The organism is Coprococcus sp. HCN-4056 (assembly GCF_037892645.1).
Classification (GTDB): domain Bacteria; phylum Bacillota; class Clostridia; order Lachnospirales; family Lachnospiraceae; genus Coprococcus; species Coprococcus ammoniilyticus.
Genome location: NZ_JBBKBL010000003.1, coordinates 198575 through 217586, shown reverse-complemented (window position 1 = coordinate 217586; position 19012 = coordinate 198575). Strand labels below are relative to the sequence as shown.

The window sequence follows — 19012 nt, the reverse complement described above, 5'->3', positions numbered from 1 at the left end:
AGGTAAAAATGAGTACAGACAGATACACAAGCCCATTCTGCGAGAGATATGCAAGTAAAGAAATGCAGTATATTTTCTCTCCGGATAAGAAGTTTAAGACATGGAGAAAATTATGGATCGCCCTTGCAGAAACGGAGTATGAACTCGGCCTTTCTGAAAACGGCAAGCCGGTTATCTCACAGGAGCAGATCGATGAGTTAAAGGTACATGCAGAGGACATCAATTATGATGTAGCAAAAGAGCGTGAGAAGATGGTTCGTCATGATGTTATGAGCCATGTATATGCATACGGCGTTCAGTGTCCAAAGGCTGCCGGCATCATCCATCTGGGAGCAACAAGCTGCTATGTTGGTGATAACACAGATGTTATCGTTATGACAGAGGCTATGAAGCTTGTCAGAAAGAAATTATTAAATGTGATCAACGAACTGTCCAAGTTCGCTATGGAATATAAAGATCTGCCGACACTGGCATTTACCCATTTCCAGCCTGCACAGCCAACAACTGTTGGTAAGCGTGCAACCTTATGGCTTCAGGAACTGATGTTGGATCTATCTGATCTGGATTACATGATCGGTCAGCAGAAGCTCCTGGGATGTAAGGGAACAACAGGAACACAGGCAAGCTTCTTAGAGCTCTTTAACGGAGATCATGAGAAGGTTCGTCAGATCGATAAGAAGATCGCAGAGAAGATGGGATTTGAAGCATGCTATCCTGTATCCGGACAGACTTATTCCCGTAAGGTAGATTCCAGAGTGTTAAATGTACTTTCCGGTATCGCACAGAGTGCACATAAGTTCTCAAATGATATCCGTCTGTTACAGCATTTAAAAGAAATCGAGGAGCCATTTGAAAAGAACCAGATCGGTTCATCAGCAATGGCATATAAGAGAAATCCGATGAGAAGTGAGAGAATTGCATCTTTATCAAACTACGTTATGGCTGATGCATTAAATCCTGCATTTACAGCAGCAACACAGTGGTTTGAGAGAACACTGGATGATTCCGCAAACAAGCGTGTATCTGTTCCGGAAGCATTTCTTGCAATCGACGGTATCTTAGACCTGTATCTGAATGTTGTAGATGGTCTGGTTGTATATGATAAGGTTATCTATCAGAGATTCATGAAGGAGATTCCGTTTATGGCAACTGAGAATATCATGATGGATGCTGTAAAACGTGGCGGCAATCGTCAGGAGCTGCATGAGCTTATCCGTGAATACTCCATGCAGGCAGGCGCAACTGTAAAGAAAGAGGGCAAGGAAAATAACCTTGTTGATCTGATCGCAGCAGATCCTGCATTTGGCATGACCAAGGAAGAGATCGAAGCCATCCTTGAGCCAAAGAACTTTGTCGGACGCGCACCGGAGCAGACCGAAGAATTCATCACAGAGGTTGTAAAGCCGGTACTTGATGCAAATAAAGACATACTTGGCATGACCGCTGAGATCAACGTATAAAAGTTAAATATCACATGAATCAATTAGGGATGCATATCCCTCTGTAATGACGTGTTGTGGTTTCTATTCAGTGCACATACCTGATTCGTAAATGCTCTTGTGCTAACTCGCCTTCGGCTCAAACAAGCACTCGCATTTACTGGTAATGTGCACTTCATAACGAAATCCTCACAATGTCATTACAAGGGGATATGCATCCCTGATTAATTCATGTGATATTTTGTTATAGCGTTATAATCAATATAGCTCAGAAGTTCATTAACAGTTAAAGGACCAATTATCGGATGACAGGAAAGCTACAGCAATTCCATCAACTTCATAGCGGCGATGCTCATGCCACGTCTGCGGTCGCTGATGATGCACATGTTCCGCTTGGGAATGTGCTTCTTGAAATTTAACCGGAAGATCTCACCACGGTCAATATAGTTACCGGCAAAGTCGGCCACGATCGATCCGATTCCAAGGTTCCTCTTTGCAAACTGTGCGATCATATCACTGGTTGCAAGCTCGAATTCAGGGGTTAGCGTGACGCCTTCATTTGCAAGAAACTGATCCACATAGGCTCTTGTGCTGGTGTCATTTTCCAGACAGATGATCGGAAGCTTTTGCAGATCCGGATAGTCGAGAACTTTACCTTTCAGGTCGTTAAATCTTGGACCGGCTATAAAGATATCTTCAATCTCCCGTGCGTTTCGAATCTCCATGTTCGGATTCTGTGGGAGAGGAGTTGTAACGATACCGAAGTCAATGTTATTTGCAAATAAGTGATCGATCGTACTTGGGGTCGGAGCATTTGTTACATGTACCTTGATGCCGGGATAGAGCTGGTGGAAGCGTTCGAGATGCGGAAGCAGATAGAACTGGAGTGTCATATCACTGGCTCCGATCCGGATCTCGCCGGTTTCCAAGTGCATCAATCGGGCAAGCTGCTGTTCGCCCATGGAGATTGCCTCGTATCCTTCGGCTACATGTTTGTAGAGAAGTTCGCCTGCACCTGTCAGGGATACACCTTTTTTCGTCCGGATAAACAGGTTGATACCGATTGCCTGTTCTAAAGATTTGACCGCCTGACTGACAGCGGGCTGGGATACGCACAGCTCTTTGGCGGCAGCAGAGATACTCGCTGTCTTTGCCACATAGTAGAAGATTTTATAATATTCATAATTAATATTCATAATCGAAGCTCCCGGTTAATTTTATTACAGATAATTGTAAAAACGTTATTAAGGCCATGCATATGCATATATTGGGTATATGTATACACGATATCAAATATAGAAATGCAGTTATGCTAATTGTTATATTGAAAGTGTAAACCGAATCAATGTATTTGTAAAGAATAAATATAAGCACTACTTATGCTATATATAATTAATATCGATTTTACTTATAATACATACATGCTATAATGTAAAAGTAATTGAGTTCAATTTCGGAAGATATTTCCGGAAAAATGCCATGAAAGCGAGGATAAAAATATGGTAAGAGCGGTTGTCGGAGCCAACTGGGGCGACGAAGGAAAAGGTAAAATAACAGATATGCTGGCGGAAACATCTGATATTATTGTCAGATTTCAGGGTGGTGCAAATGCAGGTCACACAATTGTAAATGACTATGGTAAATTTGCATTGCATACACTTCCGTCCGGTTGTTTCTATGATCATACAACAAGTGTTATCGGAAATGGTGTAGCATTAAATATCCCGGTTCTGTTCAAAGAGCTGAACAGCATCGTAGAAAAGGGAGTTCCAATGCCAAAGATCCTGATCTCAGACAGAGCACAGATGGTTATGCCATATCATATTCTGTTTGATGAGTACGAGGAGGAGAGACTGGCCGGTAAGTCATTCGGATCTACAAAGTCAGGTATCGCACCATTCTATTCAGACAAATATGCAAAGATCGGTTTCCAGGTAAGCGAACTGTTTGACACAGAGGAAGAATTGAAGGATAAGATCAGCAGAGTTATCGCATCCAAGAATGTTCTGCTTGAGTATCTGTATAAGAAGCCACTTCTTACAGTAGATGAAGTATATGAAACATTGATGGAGTACAAGGCTATCGTAGAGCCATATGTATGTGATGTATCCGCATATCTCCATGAAGCGATCAAAGCAGGCAAGACAATTCTGTTAGAAGGTCAGCTCGGAACATTAAAGGATCCGGATCATGGTATTTACCCTATGGTTACATCATCATCTACACTGGCTGCTTATGGTGCGATCGGTGCCGGTATTCCTCCATATGAGATTAAGCAGATCGTAACAGTAGTAAAGGCATATTCAAGTGCTGTAGGTGCCGGTGAGTTCGTCAGCGAGATCTTCGGAGATGAAGCAGATGAGTTAAGACGTCGTGGTGGTGATGGCGGTGAGTACGGTGCAACAACCGGACGTCCAAGACGTATGGGATGGTTCGACTGTGTAGCTTCCAAGTATGGCTGCCGTATGCAGGGAACAACAGATGTAGCATTTACCGTACTTGATGTACTGGGTTATCTGGATGAGATTCCTGTATGTGTCGGATACGATATTGATGGTGAAGTAACAACAGACTTCCCTACAACAGCTAAGTTAAAGAAAGCAAAGCCTGTATATGAGGTTCTGCCGGGATGGAAGACAGATATCCGTGGTATCAAGAACTACGAAGATCTTCCGGAGAACTGCAGAAACTACATTGAGTTCATTGAGAAACATATCGGATATCCGATCACTATGGTTTCAAACGGACCAAAGAGAACTGATATTATCTACAGAAATAAATAATAAATAAAAAGAAAAACCATACCGACAGCATATATATTTGGGTGAATAGGTAAATCACATAAAAAATATATATGCTGCCGATATGGTTTTTTGATTATATAGAAAAATCTGTATTAGAATATATTATGCAAGGCTCTTTGGACAACGCTTCAGCATCGCCGGGGTCTCCTGACCGAACTTGCGGCGAAGACGTTTTACAACATAGATATAGGCAGGAATCAGGAAGATATCTGCAAATATCCATGCGAGCGGACTGCCAAGTGCTACAAAGACATAACCGAATTTTGGTACCAGGATAAAGCCTGCGATCGTACGGGCAACCATTTCACAGATACCTGCGATAACGGCAAAGGCGGAATAGCCGAGCCCCTGAATCATAAACCGGACGATATTTACAAGGGCAAGCAGGATGTAAGCTCCTGAGTTGCCAAGCAGGAAATAATATACAAGCTTGATGATCTTTGTCTCTTCTGCATCCAGGAAGAGCAGTGCCAGATTCTTGCCAAATAACAGGATAAATACAAATGCAAGAATCGCATAGGCAATACCGAGTTTGATACATGCCTTTAAGCCGGCATCCACACGATCCATTTTCTTAGCACCGACATTTTGTCCGCCGTAGGTTGCCATTGTCGATCCCATGGCATCAAACGGACAGCAGAGGAACATGGAGATCTTTGTTCCGGCGGATACGGCAGCGATAACGGATTCACCCATCGAATTAACTGCAGCCTGAAGAATAACACTGCCGATCGCTGTGATCGAGTACTGAAGCCCCATCGGAACACCCATACCGCATAAGGTCAGACAGTGGCGCATACTAAATGCCCAGTCCTGTTTTGTAAAATGAAGATATCCGAGCTTCTTACACATATAGATCAGACAGCCGATACCGGAGATTGCCTGTGCAACAACGGTTGCAACAGCAGCACCGGCGACACCCATCGGACGAACTAACAGGATATCCAGTACGATATTTAACAGGGAGGATGCGATCAGACAGACAACAGGGGTTACACTGTCGCCGAGAGAACGCAGGATACCGGAAACCATATTATAAAGGAAGGTTGCAGGTATTCCCATAAATATAATAAATATGTAGATAAATGCCTGATCCAGGATGCTGTCCGGTGTCTTCATCCAGATCAGAATATTTCTGGTAAGAATTCCGACTGCAACTGTCATAACGGCAGCGAAGAAGATCGAAGCCCAGACACAGTTTGTAATGTACTTCTTCATATTATCAGTGTCCTTTGCTCCAAAGGCCTGAGCAACCGGGATGGCAAAACCATTGCAGATACCGATGCAGAAACCGAGTATCATAAAGTTGATCGATCCGGTTGAGCCGACGGCTGCAAGTGCATCGACACCCAGAAATTTACCAACGATGATTGTATCGACCATGTTATAAAATTGCTGGAATAAAAGCCCAAATAATAATGGCAGTCCAAAGTTCAAGATCAGTTTCATAGGATTGCCTTCAGTCAGATCCTTGGAACCGTTAATTTTTTTCAGTAAGTTTTTCAATGATTTTACCTCCTTGTGTTAGTTTAGTCGTTGCGAACAGTTTATTTACGAATCATACTGACATTGCCAACAGGGAACGCTTCCGCTCGTTGAGTCCTGCAGCGGTACTAAGATGCCGCTTATGCGCCATCGAGTACCGGCGGACTCAAATGTCCCTGTATTGGCAAGTCGTATGATTCTATTAAATAAACTGCCCGCAACGACTTCCATATTCTAAATGCATACTGGATATTACTTCTTTTTATAAGAAAAATCAATCTGGTAAAAATCATGTTTTTTGTCGGGGGTTTTAGTGCAAAATGTCATGTTTACTCCGGCTTGCTTTTTATGACTGTAGAAAATATAATAGAGAACAGAAAATATACAGAAAGAACGAGGAAAACACATGCAGCATACCGTAAAGAAAAACAGAGCAACCAGAATTGCATACCGGATGGTTGGTGTATTTTTTGTTGTTATCGGAGCAGCATTTATCCTGTTGATGATCAAATCCCATGGCAGTACCGGTGGTCGTATTTTTAAGCTGGCATTTGGTCTTGCACTTGGAGTATACGGACTGGTGCTGGTGAAATCATCATTTCGAAAATCGGCATTTGATCTGACCTATCATTTTGAAGACGATGAACTGATCATAGAAAAGGGAAAGAAATCTTATCATACACCATATGAGAAGATTACAAATGTGAATCTGGTCATTCCGGATCCGCATTTGCCATATTACATATTGAAGATTGATATAGGAAAAGAGCAATTCGTACTGCCGTTCAGCGGAAAACGTGATAAGTGCGATGCAATCTATTATCATTTATTAAAGAAGATGGGAATTTATCAGGAAAGTGAGACAGAAAGAAGGTAAATCATGAAAGAAAAAATCCTTGCGTTGCTTCGGACAAGCAGTGATTATATATCCGGTCAGGCGATCTGTGAGAAATTAGGTGTCTCAAGAACCGCTGTCTGGAAAAACATCAATGCCTTAAAGGCAGAAGGCTACATTATAGATGCTGTAAATAATAAAGGCTATCGTCTGGTCGGAGAGCCGGATATCGTTACGAAAGAGAAGATAGAGGCAGCACTCACGACATCGGTGATCGGAAGAGAACTGTATTATTATGATGAGACGGATTCCACAAATATACGGGCAAAGCTTGCAGGAGAGACAGATGGAACACACGGAGCGTTGTTTGTTGCAAACGAACAGAATGCAGGACGAGGAAGAAGAGGAAGGGCATGGAGCACCCCGAAGGGAACCAGCATAGCCATGACATTTCTGCTCCGTCCGGATGTGCCGATCGAGAATGTATCCAGACTTACGATCCTTTCGGCACTTGCAACGGCGCGTGCTCTTGCCGATACAGCGGGCTTACAGGCACAGATCAAATGGCCGAATGATGTTGTAGTCGGCGGCAAGAAGATCTGTGGCATTCTTACAGAGATGAGTTCGGAAGGTATGGATATCAAATATGCAGTTGTAGGTATCGGTATCAATGTATCCATGATGGAATTTCCGGAAGAACTGGCAGATAAGGCGACATCGATCAAGCTGGAAAACGGAACCGGCTGTGACAGAAGCAAACTGGTCGCCAGTGTGGCAAATCATTTTGAAGAGCTGTATGACGCATTTGTCAAATGTCAGGATCTTCAGTTCATGCTGGATGAATATAATTCCATCCTTGTGAACAAGGATGAACAGGTCTATGTGATCGAAGGATATAACCGGACAGAATACACAGCCCTCGGACTTGCACCAAATGGAGGACTTCGTGTAAAGGATAAAGATGGACAGGAGTCGATCATTATATCCGGGGAAGTGTCCGTGCGCGGAATTTACGGATATGTGTAAAAAACTTTCAAAAAACTGGAAATAGCAACATTTTTCATGTATAATTCTAGGCGTGTATAAAAACAGGTAAGTAATTAGAACTATAATAAAAGAACATGGAGGAACGAGCAAGATGGAAAAAATTCAAATGACTACCCCTTTAGTAGAGATGGATGGAGATGAGATGACCAGGATTCTCTGGAAGATGATCAAGGATGAACTGATCTATCCATTTATCGATCTGAAATCCGAGTATTACGATCTGGGACTTGAATATAGAAATGAGACAAATGATCAGGTAACATTTGATTCCGCATATGCAACACAGAAGTATGGCGTAGCTGTTAAATGTGCAACGATCACACCAAATGCTGCACGTATGACAGAGTATGACCTGAAAGAAATGTGGAAGAGTCCAAATGGAACGATCCGTGCAATCCTCGACGGAACTGTATTCCGTACACCGATCATCGTAAAGGGCATTGAGCCATGTGTAAAGAACTGGAAGGCTCCTATTACAATCGCAAGACATGCATATGGTGATGTATATAAGAACGTAGAGATCAAGGTTCCGGGTGCTGGTAAGGCTGAGTTGGTATTTACAGGTGCAGATGGTACAGTGATCAAAGAGACGATCCATGAATTCGACGGACCGGGTGTGATCCAGGGACAGCACAACATCAATAAGTCAATCGAAAGCTTTGCAAGATGCTGCTTCAACTATGCGCTGGATATCAAGCAGACAATCTGGTTTGCAACCAAGGATACGATTTCAAAGAAATACGACCATACATTCAAAGATATCTTCCAGGAGATCTTTGATAAAGAATACAAAGAGAAATTCGATGCAGCAGGTATTGAATATTTCTATACACTGATTGATGATGCTGTAGCAAGAGTTATGAAATCCGAGGGTGGATTCATCTGGGCATGCAAGAACTACGATGGTGACGTAATGAGTGATATGATATCATCTGCATTTGGTTCACTGGCCATGATGACATCTGTACTGGTTTCCCCAGATGGAAAGTATGAGTACGAAGCTGCACACGGAACAGTTCAGAGACACTACTACAAGCACTTAAAGGGTGAAGAAACATCCACAAACTCTGTTGCAACAATCTTTGCATGGACAGGCGCACTTAGAAAACGTGGTGAACTGGATGGCATCGACGCTCTGGTTGATTTCGCAAACAAGCTTGAGAAAGCGACGATCGCAACGATCGAATCCGGAAAGATGACAAAGGATCTTGCACTTATCACAACCCTTGAGAATCCAACTGTATTAAACAGCGAGAACTTCATCAAGGCAATCCGTGAGACCTTAGAGGGCATGTTATAAAATAACTATAAAAATGTTGTTTTTATAATATGATTTGAGTATAATAAATATAAGAATAGAGATATTCTCGATGAAAGAGCATCGTAAAAAGTTGGGCTGCAAATGGAGCAGGGTAAAAAATCCATTTCATTAGATATCTTAATTGATATCGAGCCGTGCAATCAGGATATGGTTGTAGTCCACGTGGGGGACTTAATGATTTCCACGCCAATTTAGATATCTTAACTGGATATCGAGGCTGGCAACCAGCATAAAACTCTTTATGAAGAATACAAAGAGGAGTGTGGTTTTCATCACACTCCTCTTTGCATATGATGAGGTGTGAATGGCTACAAAGACAGAAAAAAGGAAGGCAGTATGCCTTCCTTTTTATGTAGACTTGCAAACAACGGAGTTATGTGGTACACTCTAACTAATTTTGTGGTACTATAAATAATAGTAGGCAATTGCGAAAACAATAGTCTGAATGTTGTTTGGATACTTTGACTTACTAATACAGGGGCATTTGAGGTCGCCGGTCCTTAGATGGCGCATTAAGCGGCATCTTAGTACCGCTGCAGACCGAAACGAGCGAAAGCGTCCCCTGATTGGTAAGGTCAAAAGTATCCAAACATAGTAAAGAGTAGTATTGCAATTGCCTAATAAAACCCAGACAAGGAGACATACCATGGTTATTACAGACGAAACAATCGATTATGTAGGTATTCTGGCGAAGCTTGAGCTTTCCGATGAGGAGAAGGAGCAGGCAAAGAAAGATATGTCAGATATGCTTGACTATGTAAGTAAGTTAAACGAACTGGACACTGAGAATGTGGAAGCAATGAGCCATACATTTTCTTATAATAATGTATTCCGTGAAGATGAAGTAACAAATGGCGACGACAGAGAGAATATGCTGTCAAATGCACCGGAGCAGAAAGATGGCTGCTATAAGGTGCCAAGAACATTTGATTAGGAGGTAACGGACATTGGATATGATGAGTATGACAGCAGTAGAGCTTGGAAAGAAGATCAAGGCCGGAGAAGTCTCCGTTATGGAAGCAACCAAAGCCTGCATCGAGAATATAAAGACATACGACAAAGAATATAACTGTTTTATCACCGTAGATGAAGAAGGTGCACTCAAACAGGCAGAAGAAATACAGAAGAAGATCGACAGCGGCGAGCTGACAGGCCCGCTGGCAGGTGTGCCGATCGCGATCAAGGATAATATGTGTCAGAACGGTGTACTTACCACCTGCGCATCCAAGATCTTATCAAACTTCGTACCGACCTATACATCAGATGCTGTTGTGAAATTAATGGAAGCAGGAGCCGTGATCGTAGGCAAGACAAATATGGATGAGTTCGCGATGGGAAGTACAACCGAGACTTCTTATTATGGCGAGACAAAGAATCCATGGGATACAAATAAAGTTCCGGGTGGTTCTTCCGGTGGATCAGCAGCCGCTGTTGCAGCAGAAGAAGTACCGTGTGCACTCGGTTCCGATACCGGTGGATCGATCCGTCAGCCGGCAGCATTTTGTGGTGTAACAGGAATCAAGCCAACTTACGGCAGAGTATCCAGATACGGTCTGGTTGCATATGGTTCATCTCTTGACCAGATCGGACCACTTGCAAAGGATGTAACAGACTGTGCAACGATATTAGAGATCATTTCCCGGTATGATAAGAAAGATTCTACATCTGTAGAACGTACGGATAATGATTTTACAAGCGCATTAAAGGACGATGTAAAAGGTATGCGCATCGGACTTCCAAAGGACTATTTCACAGAAGGACTGGATCCTGAGATCAAGGATGCTGTGTACCATGTAGCTGAAGTGTTAAAAGAAAAAGGTGCGATCGTGGAAGAATTTGACCTTGGTATGGTAGAATATGCAATTCCTGCATATTATATCATTGCATCCGCAGAGGCAAGCTCGAATCTGGAACGTTTCGACGGCGTAAAATACGGCTATCGTACAGCAGAGTACACAGACCTTCACAACATGTATAAGAAGACACGTTCCGAAGGCTTCGGCGCAGAAGTAAAGAGACGTATCATGTTAGGCTCCTTTACCCTGTCATCCGGTTACTATGATGCATACTATGTAAAAGCACTTAAGGTAAAAGCCCTGATCAAACAGGCATATGATAAAGCATTTGCAAAATACGATATCATCCTCGGCCCGGTTGCTCCGACAACGGCACTGACCATGGGTGAATCCTTATCCGATCCGATCAAGATGTATCTGGGCGATGTATACACCGTTCCGGTTAACCTTGCAGGACTTCCGGGTATTTCCCTTCCATGCGGGTACGACAAAGACGGCATGCCGATCGGTGTCCAGATGGTAGGAGATGCATTTAACGAGAAAGCAATCATTCAGGCGGCATATGCATTTGAGCAGACAAGAGAGTACAAGCAGCCTGCCGCTGTAGCAGAAAGGGGTCTGTAAGATGAGTAAAGTATACGAAACCGTGATCGGTCTGGAGGTTCATGTAGAGCTTGCGACAAAGACGAAGATATTCTGCGGCTGCAGTACCGCATTTGGTGGTGCACCGAATACACATACATGTCCGGTCTGTACCGGTATGCCGGGTTCCCTTCCGGTACTGAATAAAGGGGTAGTAGAAAAAGCAGTTGCTGTCGGTCTTGCAACCAACTGTACGATCACACAGAACTGTAAATTTGACCGTAAGAATTATTTCTATCCGGATAACCCACAGAACTATCAGATCTCTCAGCTGTACTACCCAATCTGCAGAAATGGAAAGGTAGAGATCGAAGTAGAGGGCAAGAAGAAATTCGTAAGGATCCATGAGATCCATATGGAAGAGGATGCAGGTAAACTGGTACATGATCCATATACAGACAGTTCACTGGTCGATTTCAACCGTTCCGGTGTACCTCTGATCGAGATCGTATCTGAGCCGGATATGCGTTCTGCGGAAGAAGTAATTGCTTATCTTGAGAAATTACGTCTGATCATCCAGTATCTCGGAGCATCAGACTGTAAGTTAAATGAAGGTTCGATGCGTGCCGATGTCAACCTGTCTGTTCGTGAAGTCGGAGCAGAAGAATTCGGAACAAGAACAGAGACAAAGAACCTGAACTCATTCAAGGCTATCGCCCATGCGATCGAGAATGAGAGAGAACGTCAGATCGATCTGATCGAAGCAGGCGAAAAGGTTGTACAGGAGACCAGAAGATGGGATGATACCAAGGAATATTCATATCCGATGCGTTCCAAAGAGGATGCACAGGATTACCGTTATTTCCCTGATCCTGACCTTGTACCGGTACAGATCAGTGACGAGTGGATGGAGGAGATCCGAAGCCGTCAGCCGGAATTCCGGGATGAGAAAAAGATCCGGTATAAAGAAGAGTATGATATCCCAGACTATGATATAGATATCATTACAAATACAAAGAAGATGGCAGACCTTTTCGAGGAGACGATCGCTCTCGGAGCAAATCCGAAGAAGGTATCCAACTGGCTGATGGGAGAGACCATGCGTCTGATGAAAGAACATTCCATCGATGCAGATGAGTTGTCATTTAGCGCAGAGCACCTTGCAAAGCTGATACAGATGGTAGATGCGAAAGCCATCAACAGCAATGTCGCAAAGGAAGTATTTGAGAAGATATTTACAGATGATATTGAACCGGAAAGCTATGTAAAAGAACATGGACTCGCCACCGTAAATGATGAAGGTGCACTCCGCAAGGTCGTAGAAGAAGTTATTGCCAATAATCCAAAAGCAATCGAAGACTTCCGTGGCGGAAAAGAAAAAGCACTTGGCGCATTGGTTGGACAGACCATGAAAGCAATGAAGGGCAAGGCAGATCCGGCATCCGTAAACCAGATGCTCCGTGAACTGTTAAAATAATCGATACCAATAGAAAAAAATGAAGAGAAAGCAGGTGGCATATCCACCTGATGACCACCTCTCATGGTGGGATGGAGATTGATATGGAAGAAACCAGACATGTGAGAAAGAGAGACATTTACAAACGTATTATCACATTTTCGGAAGGCGTGCTTCTGTTAGCTGCGGAAGTACTGCTGTTTGCGAGAATGTGGTATACCGAATATGCAGATAATACTCAGGCTATCCAGATTCCGTTCTGGAACAAAGGTAACTGGGCGGTAATCGGTATGTATGCGATTATCATTTATCTATTTACGAAGCTGTATGGTGGTTATAAAGTAGGCTTCCTCCGGGTGATGGATGTTCTCTTTTCACAGATATTATCATTGGTCTGTGCAAATATCGTAGGTTATGTCGAGCTGTGTATCATTGCCCGTAATTATCTGCCGGCACTGAACATGATCGAGCTTACATTCTTAGAGATCATAGTTATATTTATATGGGTATTTGTCTGTAGGATGATGTACCGTAAGTTTTATCCTCCAAGACATTTACTGCTTGTCTACGGATATAAGACACCGACCGAATTCATTGATAAGATCAATGCCAGAAAAGACAAATACATCATTGCTGACCGTATTCATGTCAGTGAAGGTGAGAAAGCATTAAAAGAAAAAATCTTACAGTACGATGGTATTATCCTTTGTGAGACAAAGGCATATATCAGAAACGAATTGGTAAAATACTGCTTCGAGCATTCGATCCGTTCGTATGTGGTACCGAAGTTATCGGATATCATTATCTTAGGAGCAGAACCGATCCATTTGTTTGATACACCGTTATTATTATCCAGAAACCAGGGACTGACAGGAGAAGATATGATCTTCAAGCGTCTGATGGATATCATCGTATCCCTGATCATGATCATTATCTTTTCACCGTTTATGATCCTGATCGCACTTGCGATCAAGCTCTATGACAGAGGCCCTGTATTCTATAAACAGGATCGTCTGACCTTAAATGGCAGGGTATTCAAGATCATGAAATTCAGAAGTATGCGGATGGACTCCGAGGAACATGGCGCACAGCTTGCAAGAAAGCATGATGACAGAATCACACCGGTTGGCCGTGTGATCCGTGCCACACACTTAGACGAGCTGCCACAGCTCTTTAATATCTTAAAGGGCGATATGTCAGTCGTAGGCCCTAGACCGGAGCGTCCGGAGATCGCAGCACAGTATAGGGAGACTTTCCCGGAATTCGACTATCGTCTGAAGATGAAGGCCGGACTTACCGGATATGCACAGGTTTACGGTAAATATAACACCACACCGAGAGATAAGGTGAAGCTTGACCTGACATATTATGAGCAGTATTCCTTATGGCTGGATCTGAAGCTGATCCTGCTGACCTTCAAGATCTTATTCCAGAAGGAGAATACAGAGGGAATTGATGCAAATCAGACGACAGCGATCCGCGAAGACAAGACAAAGAAAACAGGCATCAAGCATCCGCATGATGAAGCCGAGGATGCCTTCTATAGTGTAGAGGAAAAGAAATAAATGAAACCAGAAGTATCCGTGATCATTCCGGCATATAATTGCAGCAGAACAATTAAACAGGCAATCGATTCCGCACTTTGTCAGGATGTGATATCAGAGATCATCGTGATCAACGACTGTTCACCGGAGGATCTGACGGAGTGTCTGGCAGAATATAAAAGCAATCCACAGGTCAGACTATATAAGAATGAAACCAATCTTGGTGTAGCAGCAACGAGAAATAAGGGCGTACAGCTTGCAGAGGGCGAATATGTAGCATTCTTAGATTCCGATGATATCTGGCGGCCGGGAAAGCTCTCAAAGCAGCTTGCTGTTATGAAGAAGACCGGAGTGGTATTATCCTCAACTGCCAGAGAACTGATGGAAGAGGACGGAACCCATACCGGACGGATCTTACCGGTACCGGAGAACATCACTTACAAGATGCTACTGTATGGGAATGTGATCAACTGCTCATCCGTAGTGATGAAGCGGGAGGTGGCAGCAGAGTTCCCGATGGGGGATGATGATGCTCACGAGGATTATATCTGCTGGCTGCAAATCCTTAAGAAATACGGGAAGGCAGCAGGCATCAATGAACCGTTATTGCTTTACCGGATGGTGAAGAACAGTAAATCAGGTTCCAAATTACATTCTGCAAAGATGACATATCAGGTATACCGGAAGATGGGATTTGGAACAGTGAGGTCACTTGGATATTTTGCAGGATATGCGATACATGGAGTAAAGAAATATTTTCTTTAAATAAAAAGAAACGGAGCAGGGAGATGGCAGAGGAAATCAAGAGAGGTCCGGGAAGACCGACCGATAAACGGAAAGACACAATTCTAAGACTTAGGATCGACACAGATACACATGAACTGCTTTCAAGATATGCAAAGCAGAAGGGCGTATCCATGTCGGAAATCGTCAGAGAGGCAGTCTACGGTATCGTAAAACAGGCGAACATAGAAGAATAAGACTGTCAGACAGGAGAACGTTGACCATGGAAACAAATAAGGAAGGGGATGTGACACTATCTGTCGTCATGCCCGCCTATAATGAAGGAGCACATATAACAGATAATCTGCTTGAAACCAGCAGGGTGTTGTCCGGTTTCGTCAAACGGTATGAGATCATAGCAGTTGACGACGGAAGTGCAGATAACACCGCAGAGTGCATCCGCCGGGCAGAAATGCAGGATACTCATATCAGAGGAATCTCATATCAGCCGAATGGTGGAAAAGGACATGCCATCCGGACAGGGATCGCAGCAGCAGAGGGACGATACATCGCATTTCTGGATTCCGATCTGGAACTGCCACCGATCCTGCTGAAACGATTCTTAAAGGATATGAAGGAGCAGGATGCCGATATCGTGATCGGTTCCAAGCTGCATCCGGAGTCGAAGCTCCATTATCCGATGCTGCGTAAGATCATGAGCTATGGATATTATCTGATGTTAAAGATGATGTTCCATCTGAACACCCACGATACACAGACCGGTATTAAGTTATTCAAAAAAGAAGTGATCAAACCGATCGTCAGCCGGATGCAGGCAGAAGGATATGCATTTGATATTGAGATCCTTGCCATGGCAGCAAAAGATGGCAGAAAGATCTGCGAAGCTCCGATCGAGCTGAACTACAGCCGGGATGACAGCAAGGGCGGAAGAAGGATCGGGTTAAAGGATGTATTCAAAGTGTTTGGTGAGACGGTTGCGGTGAAGAAACGAGTTAAAAATTATAGATAGTGTGAAATGAGGGAAAATTATATGACATATGAAAACGCTTTAGAAGTGCTAAAAAAGTACGGGCAGGAGCATGTGCTTGCCTATTATGATGAATTAAACGATGAAGAGAAGCAGAGCCTGCTTTCCCAGATTGAAGAGATCGACTTCTCTATATTTGATGTATTAAAAGAGAAAGAATCAGCCGGTAAGGAAGAAACGATCACACCAACAGAGGCATTGACACTTGACACGATCAAGGAATATGAATTTGCCTATAAGGTGCTTGGTGAAACGGCGATCCAGAAAGGACAGCTCGCTCTTGTTATGCTTGCCGGAGGTCAGGGCACCAGACTGGGGTTTGACGGACCGAAAGGAACCTATAATCTTGGGCAGACAAGGGACCTCTATATATTCGAATGTCAGGTGAAAACGATCCTGACTGTTGTGAGGACACTTGGACGATGGATCCATCTCTATATCATGACCAGTGATAAGAACTACGAAGCAACGACATCCTTCTTTGTAGAGCATAAGAATTTTGGATATAAGGAGGAGTATCTGCATTTCTTCAAACAGGAGCTTGTACCATCCGTTGATTTTAATGGAAAGATATTGATGGAAGCACCATCAAAGATCTGCCTGTCACCAAATGGAAATGGTGGCTGGTTCTCATCCATGAAACGGGCAGGACTGGTAGAACAGCTTGATAAAGAGGGCATTCGGTACATCAATGTATTTGCCGTGGACAATGTGTTACAGAAGATTGCAGATCCGGTATTCCTTGGTTCGATGATGATGGAAGATTACCAGTCGGCGGCAAAAGTCGTAAAGAAAGCAGATCCATATGAACGGGTAGGCGTGCTGTGTAAGAAAGACAATAAGCCTTACATAGTAGAATATTATGAATTGTCAGATGAGATGCGGTATAAGAAAACGGTTATGGGCGAGTATGCTTATAATTATGGAGTGATCTTAAATTATATCTTCCCGGTTAATCAGTTAAAACAGCTTTTGAATCAGAAAATGCCGCTTCATATGGCAAAAAAGGCGATACCTTATATGAATGAGAATCAGGAACTGGTGAAACCAACGGAGCCGAATGGTTATAAGTTTGAAACCCTTGCACTTGATATGCTTCAGTTTATGAATGACTGCTTACCATTTGAAGTTATCAGAGAGTATGAATTTGCACCGATCAAGAATGCAGAGGGCGTGGATTCACCGGAGACGGCGAGAGAGCTGTTAAAGAAGAATGGATATAAGTTGTAGAACTGCGTCGAATACTTTGGAAAAATTGCCTAAAATAACAGTATTATTTTCAGAAATTTCTACATTCAACTTAAGCTTAGAAAATTGACTTTTAATAGGAATTGAATTATAGTTGTTAGTGGTTAAGAAGCGTTAAGAATTTCTAAACCATTAACAACTATATTTATATAATTTGACCTGATAAAGATACATGATGAACACATTTATGAGGGAAATGAGGGAATAGAATGTATAGAAAAGGGCCGCAGGGCTGGTTAAAACATCTGGATTTTACAGTGCTGAATCTGGTAGCACTGCATGCATCTTATTGTATGGCGTATTTTATACGGATGGGAACAGAGAATCCGTATCATAGTAAGTTATATCGGACAATAGCCGTACTTCTGACATTATTTCAATTATTGGTTACCATAGTATGTCATATATATAAAGGCGTATTGAAACGTGGACATTTCCGTGAAGCAATCGCATCCGTGAAGCAGTCTGTACTGGTTGTACTTCTGGCAGTATTCGTTCTGTTCATGATGAAAATGGGTGCGGCCTATTCCAGAAAGGTTATGGCTTTGTTTGGCATGATTTATCTGGTCATAGGTTATGTGGTCACACTTCTCTGGAAGGAATATATACGAAGACATCGTGTGGCAAAGAAATCTATTGTGATCGTGACAGTCAAAGAATATCTGGATGCGTTGCTTGCAGAAATGGATACAGAATACTATAATCTGTATCGGGTTGCAGGTATAGTATTATTAGATGCAACTGAGGATGAGGCAGAAAGCTATAATACAGAATATACGGATCTGGAGCTTGGTATATATGCATATACAGATGAAGTTCTGGAGCAGATCATGCATGGCTGGGTAGATGAGGTCTATGTGAATATACCATTTGAGAGGCATATCCCTGAAAATCTTCTGGGACAACTCGCAGATATGGGGATTACGGTTCATGTACGTGTCCGTGTTCCGGCAGAGCTCTCCGATTATCAGTATGTATTCGATAAACAGCTTGGTCATCATGTATTGACCGTTAGTACTACATATATAACAACCTACCAGGCATTTGTGAAGCGTGCAATAGACATCTTAGGCGGAATCGTAGGATGTATCTTTACAGGTATCCTTACGATCATTCTTGCACCATGTATCTATATCGCATCACCGGGACCGATCTTCTTCTCCCAGTACCGTATCGGTAAGAATGGCAAGAAGTTCAAGATCTATAAATTCCGAAGTATGTATATGGATGCTGAAGCACGAAAAGCAGAGCTGATGGAGCAGAATCAGGTTAAGGATGGCATGATGTTCAAGATGGAATATGATCCGCGAATCATTGGCTGCAAGAAGCTGCCGGATGGTACGATCAAGAAGGGCATCGGAAACCGGATCCGTGACTGGTCACTCGATGAATTCCCGCAGTTCTTCAATGTGTTAAAGGGTGATATGAGTCTGATCGGAACCAGACCGCCAACAGAGGACGAATGGGAGAAGTATTCCGCCCATCATAGAGGACGTATGGCGATCAAACCGGGTATCACAGGACTCTGGCAAGTCAGCGGAAGAAGTAATATCACGGATTTCGATGAGGTTGTAAGATTAGACCGTAAGTATATCGATGAATGGAGTCTTGTAAACGATATCAAGATACTGTTCAAGACAGTGGGTGTTGTGTTGAAGGGCGAAGGGTCGATGTGATTCTGATT

General features: G+C 43.1%; 16 protein-coding genes. 14 read left to right on the top strand and 2 right to left on the bottom strand.

Going from position 1 to position 19012, the window contains the following annotated elements; all coding sequences use genetic code 11:
• Window positions 1-8: 8 nt before the first annotated feature.
• Window positions 9-1460 (top strand): adenylosuccinate lyase, encoded by a 1452-nt coding sequence (purB, locus tag WKT03_RS06110; protein ID WP_118674915.1) that lies wholly within the window; start codon window positions 9-11, stop codon window positions 1458-1460.
• A 296-nt stretch (window positions 1461-1756) separates the two neighbouring features.
• Here purB and WKT03_RS06105 read toward each other — a convergent pair whose 3' ends face one another.
• A complete protein-coding gene (locus tag WKT03_RS06105; RefSeq protein WP_340391210.1) occupies window positions 1757-2635 on the bottom strand; it encodes a LysR family transcriptional regulator in 879 nt (292 codons plus the stop codon).
• A 303-nt stretch (window positions 2636-2938) separates the two neighbouring features.
• Between WKT03_RS06105 and WKT03_RS06100 the strand changes: the two genes are divergently transcribed.
• The gene (locus tag WKT03_RS06100; protein WP_021944858.1) at window positions 2939-4222 is read left to right on the top strand and encodes an adenylosuccinate synthase; all 1284 of its coding nucleotides are present in this window, start codon (window positions 2939-2941) and stop codon (window positions 4220-4222) included.
• A 123-nt stretch (window positions 4223-4345) separates the two neighbouring features.
• On the opposite strand, the gene WKT03_RS06095 is transcribed toward WKT03_RS06100, so the two are convergent.
• Window positions 4346-5692, bottom strand: a complete 1347-nt coding sequence (locus WKT03_RS06095; protein ID WP_340391314.1) for an MATE family efflux transporter — start codon at window positions 5690-5692, stop codon at window positions 4346-4348.
• 442 nt (window positions 5693-6134) lie between these two features.
• Between WKT03_RS06095 and WKT03_RS06090 the strand changes: the two genes are divergently transcribed.
• The 12 genes from WKT03_RS06090 to WKT03_RS06035 all read left to right on the top strand — a co-directional run bounded on the left by WKT03_RS06090 (window position 6135) and on the right by WKT03_RS06035 (window position 19004).
• Window positions 6135-6605, top strand: coding sequence for a hypothetical protein (locus WKT03_RS06090; RefSeq protein ID WP_021944860.1), 471 nt, complete (start codon window positions 6135-6137; stop codon window positions 6603-6605).
• A gap of 3 nt (window positions 6606-6608) precedes the next feature.
• On the top strand, window positions 6609-7589 hold the full coding sequence (locus tag WKT03_RS06085; protein WP_117808465.1) for a biotin--[acetyl-CoA-carboxylase] ligase: 981 nt from the start codon (window positions 6609-6611) through the stop codon (window positions 7587-7589).
• Window positions 7590-7701: 112 nt separating this feature from the next.
• Entirely contained in the window at window positions 7702-8910 is a 1209-nt protein-coding gene (locus tag WKT03_RS06080; protein WP_008401383.1) for an NADP-dependent isocitrate dehydrogenase, read from the top strand.
• Window positions 8911-9577: 667 nt separating this feature from the next.
• Complete coding sequence (gene gatC, locus WKT03_RS06075; RefSeq protein WP_008401384.1) at window positions 9578-9865, top strand: Asp-tRNA(Asn)/Glu-tRNA(Gln) amidotransferase subunit GatC; 288 nt, start codon at window positions 9578-9580, stop codon at window positions 9863-9865.
• Between the two features lie 22 nt (window positions 9866-9887).
• Window positions 9888-11351 carry an Asp-tRNA(Asn)/Glu-tRNA(Gln) amidotransferase subunit GatA gene (gatA, locus tag WKT03_RS06070; protein ID WP_445293046.1) on the top strand — a complete coding sequence of 488 codons (1464 nt, stop codon included), beginning with the start codon at window positions 9888-9890 and terminating at the stop codon, window positions 11349-11351.
• A 1-nt stretch (window position 11352) separates the two neighbouring features.
• Window positions 11353-12786 carry an Asp-tRNA(Asn)/Glu-tRNA(Gln) amidotransferase subunit GatB gene (gene gatB / locus WKT03_RS06065; protein ID WP_008401386.1) on the top strand — a complete coding sequence of 478 codons (1434 nt, stop codon included), beginning with the start codon at window positions 11353-11355 and terminating at the stop codon, window positions 12784-12786.
• 83 nt (window positions 12787-12869) lie between these two features.
• Complete coding sequence (locus WKT03_RS06060) at window positions 12870-14330, top strand: exopolysaccharide biosynthesis polyprenyl glycosylphosphotransferase (RefSeq protein WP_117785109.1); 1461 nt, start codon at window positions 12870-12872, stop codon at window positions 14328-14330.
• Window positions 14331-15074 (top strand): glycosyltransferase family 2 protein, encoded by a 744-nt coding sequence (locus WKT03_RS06055; RefSeq protein WP_340391204.1) that lies wholly within the window; start codon window positions 14331-14333, stop codon window positions 15072-15074.
• A gap of 23 nt (window positions 15075-15097) precedes the next feature.
• Window positions 15098-15289 carry a hypothetical protein gene (locus WKT03_RS06050; protein ID WP_117823399.1) on the top strand — a complete coding sequence of 64 codons (192 nt, stop codon included), beginning with the start codon at window positions 15098-15100 and terminating at the stop codon, window positions 15287-15289.
• Between the two features lie 26 nt (window positions 15290-15315).
• Entirely contained in the window at window positions 15316-16062 is a 747-nt protein-coding gene (locus WKT03_RS06045) for a glycosyltransferase family 2 protein (protein ID WP_117808460.1), read from the top strand.
• 21 nt (window positions 16063-16083) lie between these two features.
• Window positions 16084-17310 carry a UTP--glucose-1-phosphate uridylyltransferase gene (locus WKT03_RS06040; protein ID WP_117823403.1) on the top strand — a complete coding sequence of 409 codons (1227 nt, stop codon included), beginning with the start codon at window positions 16084-16086 and terminating at the stop codon, window positions 17308-17310.
• A gap of 227 nt (window positions 17311-17537) precedes the next feature.
• Complete coding sequence (locus WKT03_RS06035) at window positions 17538-19004, top strand: sugar transferase (RefSeq protein ID WP_117823405.1); 1467 nt, start codon at window positions 17538-17540, stop codon at window positions 19002-19004.
• The last annotated feature ends 8 nt before the right edge of the window (window positions 19005-19012 follow it).

Bases quoted from the DNA above. Each gene is read 5' to 3' on its own strand.
- purB (WP_118674915.1), top strand. From the start codon at position 9: ATGAGTACAGACAGATACACAAGCCCATTCTGCGAGAGATATGCAAGT.
- WKT03_RS06105 (WP_340391210.1), bottom strand. From the start codon at position 2,635: ATGAATATTAATTATGAATATTATAAAATCTTCTACTATGTGGCAAAG.
- WKT03_RS06100 (WP_021944858.1), top strand. From the start codon at position 2,939: ATGGTAAGAGCGGTTGTCGGAGCCAACTGGGGCGACGAAGGAAAAGGT.
- WKT03_RS06095 (WP_340391314.1), bottom strand. From the start codon at position 5,692: ATGAAACTGATCTTGAACTTTGGACTGCCATTATTATTTGGGCTTTTA.
- WKT03_RS06090 (WP_021944860.1), top strand. From the start codon at position 6,135: ATGCAGCATACCGTAAAGAAAAACAGAGCAACCAGAATTGCATACCGG.
- WKT03_RS06085 (WP_117808465.1), top strand. From the start codon at position 6,609: ATGAAAGAAAAAATCCTTGCGTTGCTTCGGACAAGCAGTGATTATATA.
- WKT03_RS06080 (WP_008401383.1), top strand. From the start codon at position 7,702: ATGGAAAAAATTCAAATGACTACCCCTTTAGTAGAGATGGATGGAGAT.
- gatC (WP_008401384.1), top strand. From the start codon at position 9,578: ATGGTTATTACAGACGAAACAATCGATTATGTAGGTATTCTGGCGAAG.
- gatA (WP_445293046.1), top strand. From the start codon at position 9,888: ATGAGTATGACAGCAGTAGAGCTTGGAAAGAAGATCAAGGCCGGAGAA.
- gatB (WP_008401386.1), top strand. From the start codon at position 11,353: ATGAGTAAAGTATACGAAACCGTGATCGGTCTGGAGGTTCATGTAGAG.
- WKT03_RS06060 (WP_117785109.1), top strand. From the start codon at position 12,870: ATGGAAGAAACCAGACATGTGAGAAAGAGAGACATTTACAAACGTATT.
- WKT03_RS06055 (WP_340391204.1), top strand. From the start codon at position 14,331: ATGAAACCAGAAGTATCCGTGATCATTCCGGCATATAATTGCAGCAGA.
- WKT03_RS06050 (WP_117823399.1), top strand. From the start codon at position 15,098: ATGGCAGAGGAAATCAAGAGAGGTCCGGGAAGACCGACCGATAAACGG.
- WKT03_RS06045 (WP_117808460.1), top strand. From the start codon at position 15,316: ATGGAAACAAATAAGGAAGGGGATGTGACACTATCTGTCGTCATGCCC.
- WKT03_RS06040 (WP_117823403.1), top strand. From the start codon at position 16,084: ATGACATATGAAAACGCTTTAGAAGTGCTAAAAAAGTACGGGCAGGAG.
- WKT03_RS06035 (WP_117823405.1), top strand. From the start codon at position 17,538: ATGTATAGAAAAGGGCCGCAGGGCTGGTTAAAACATCTGGATTTTACA.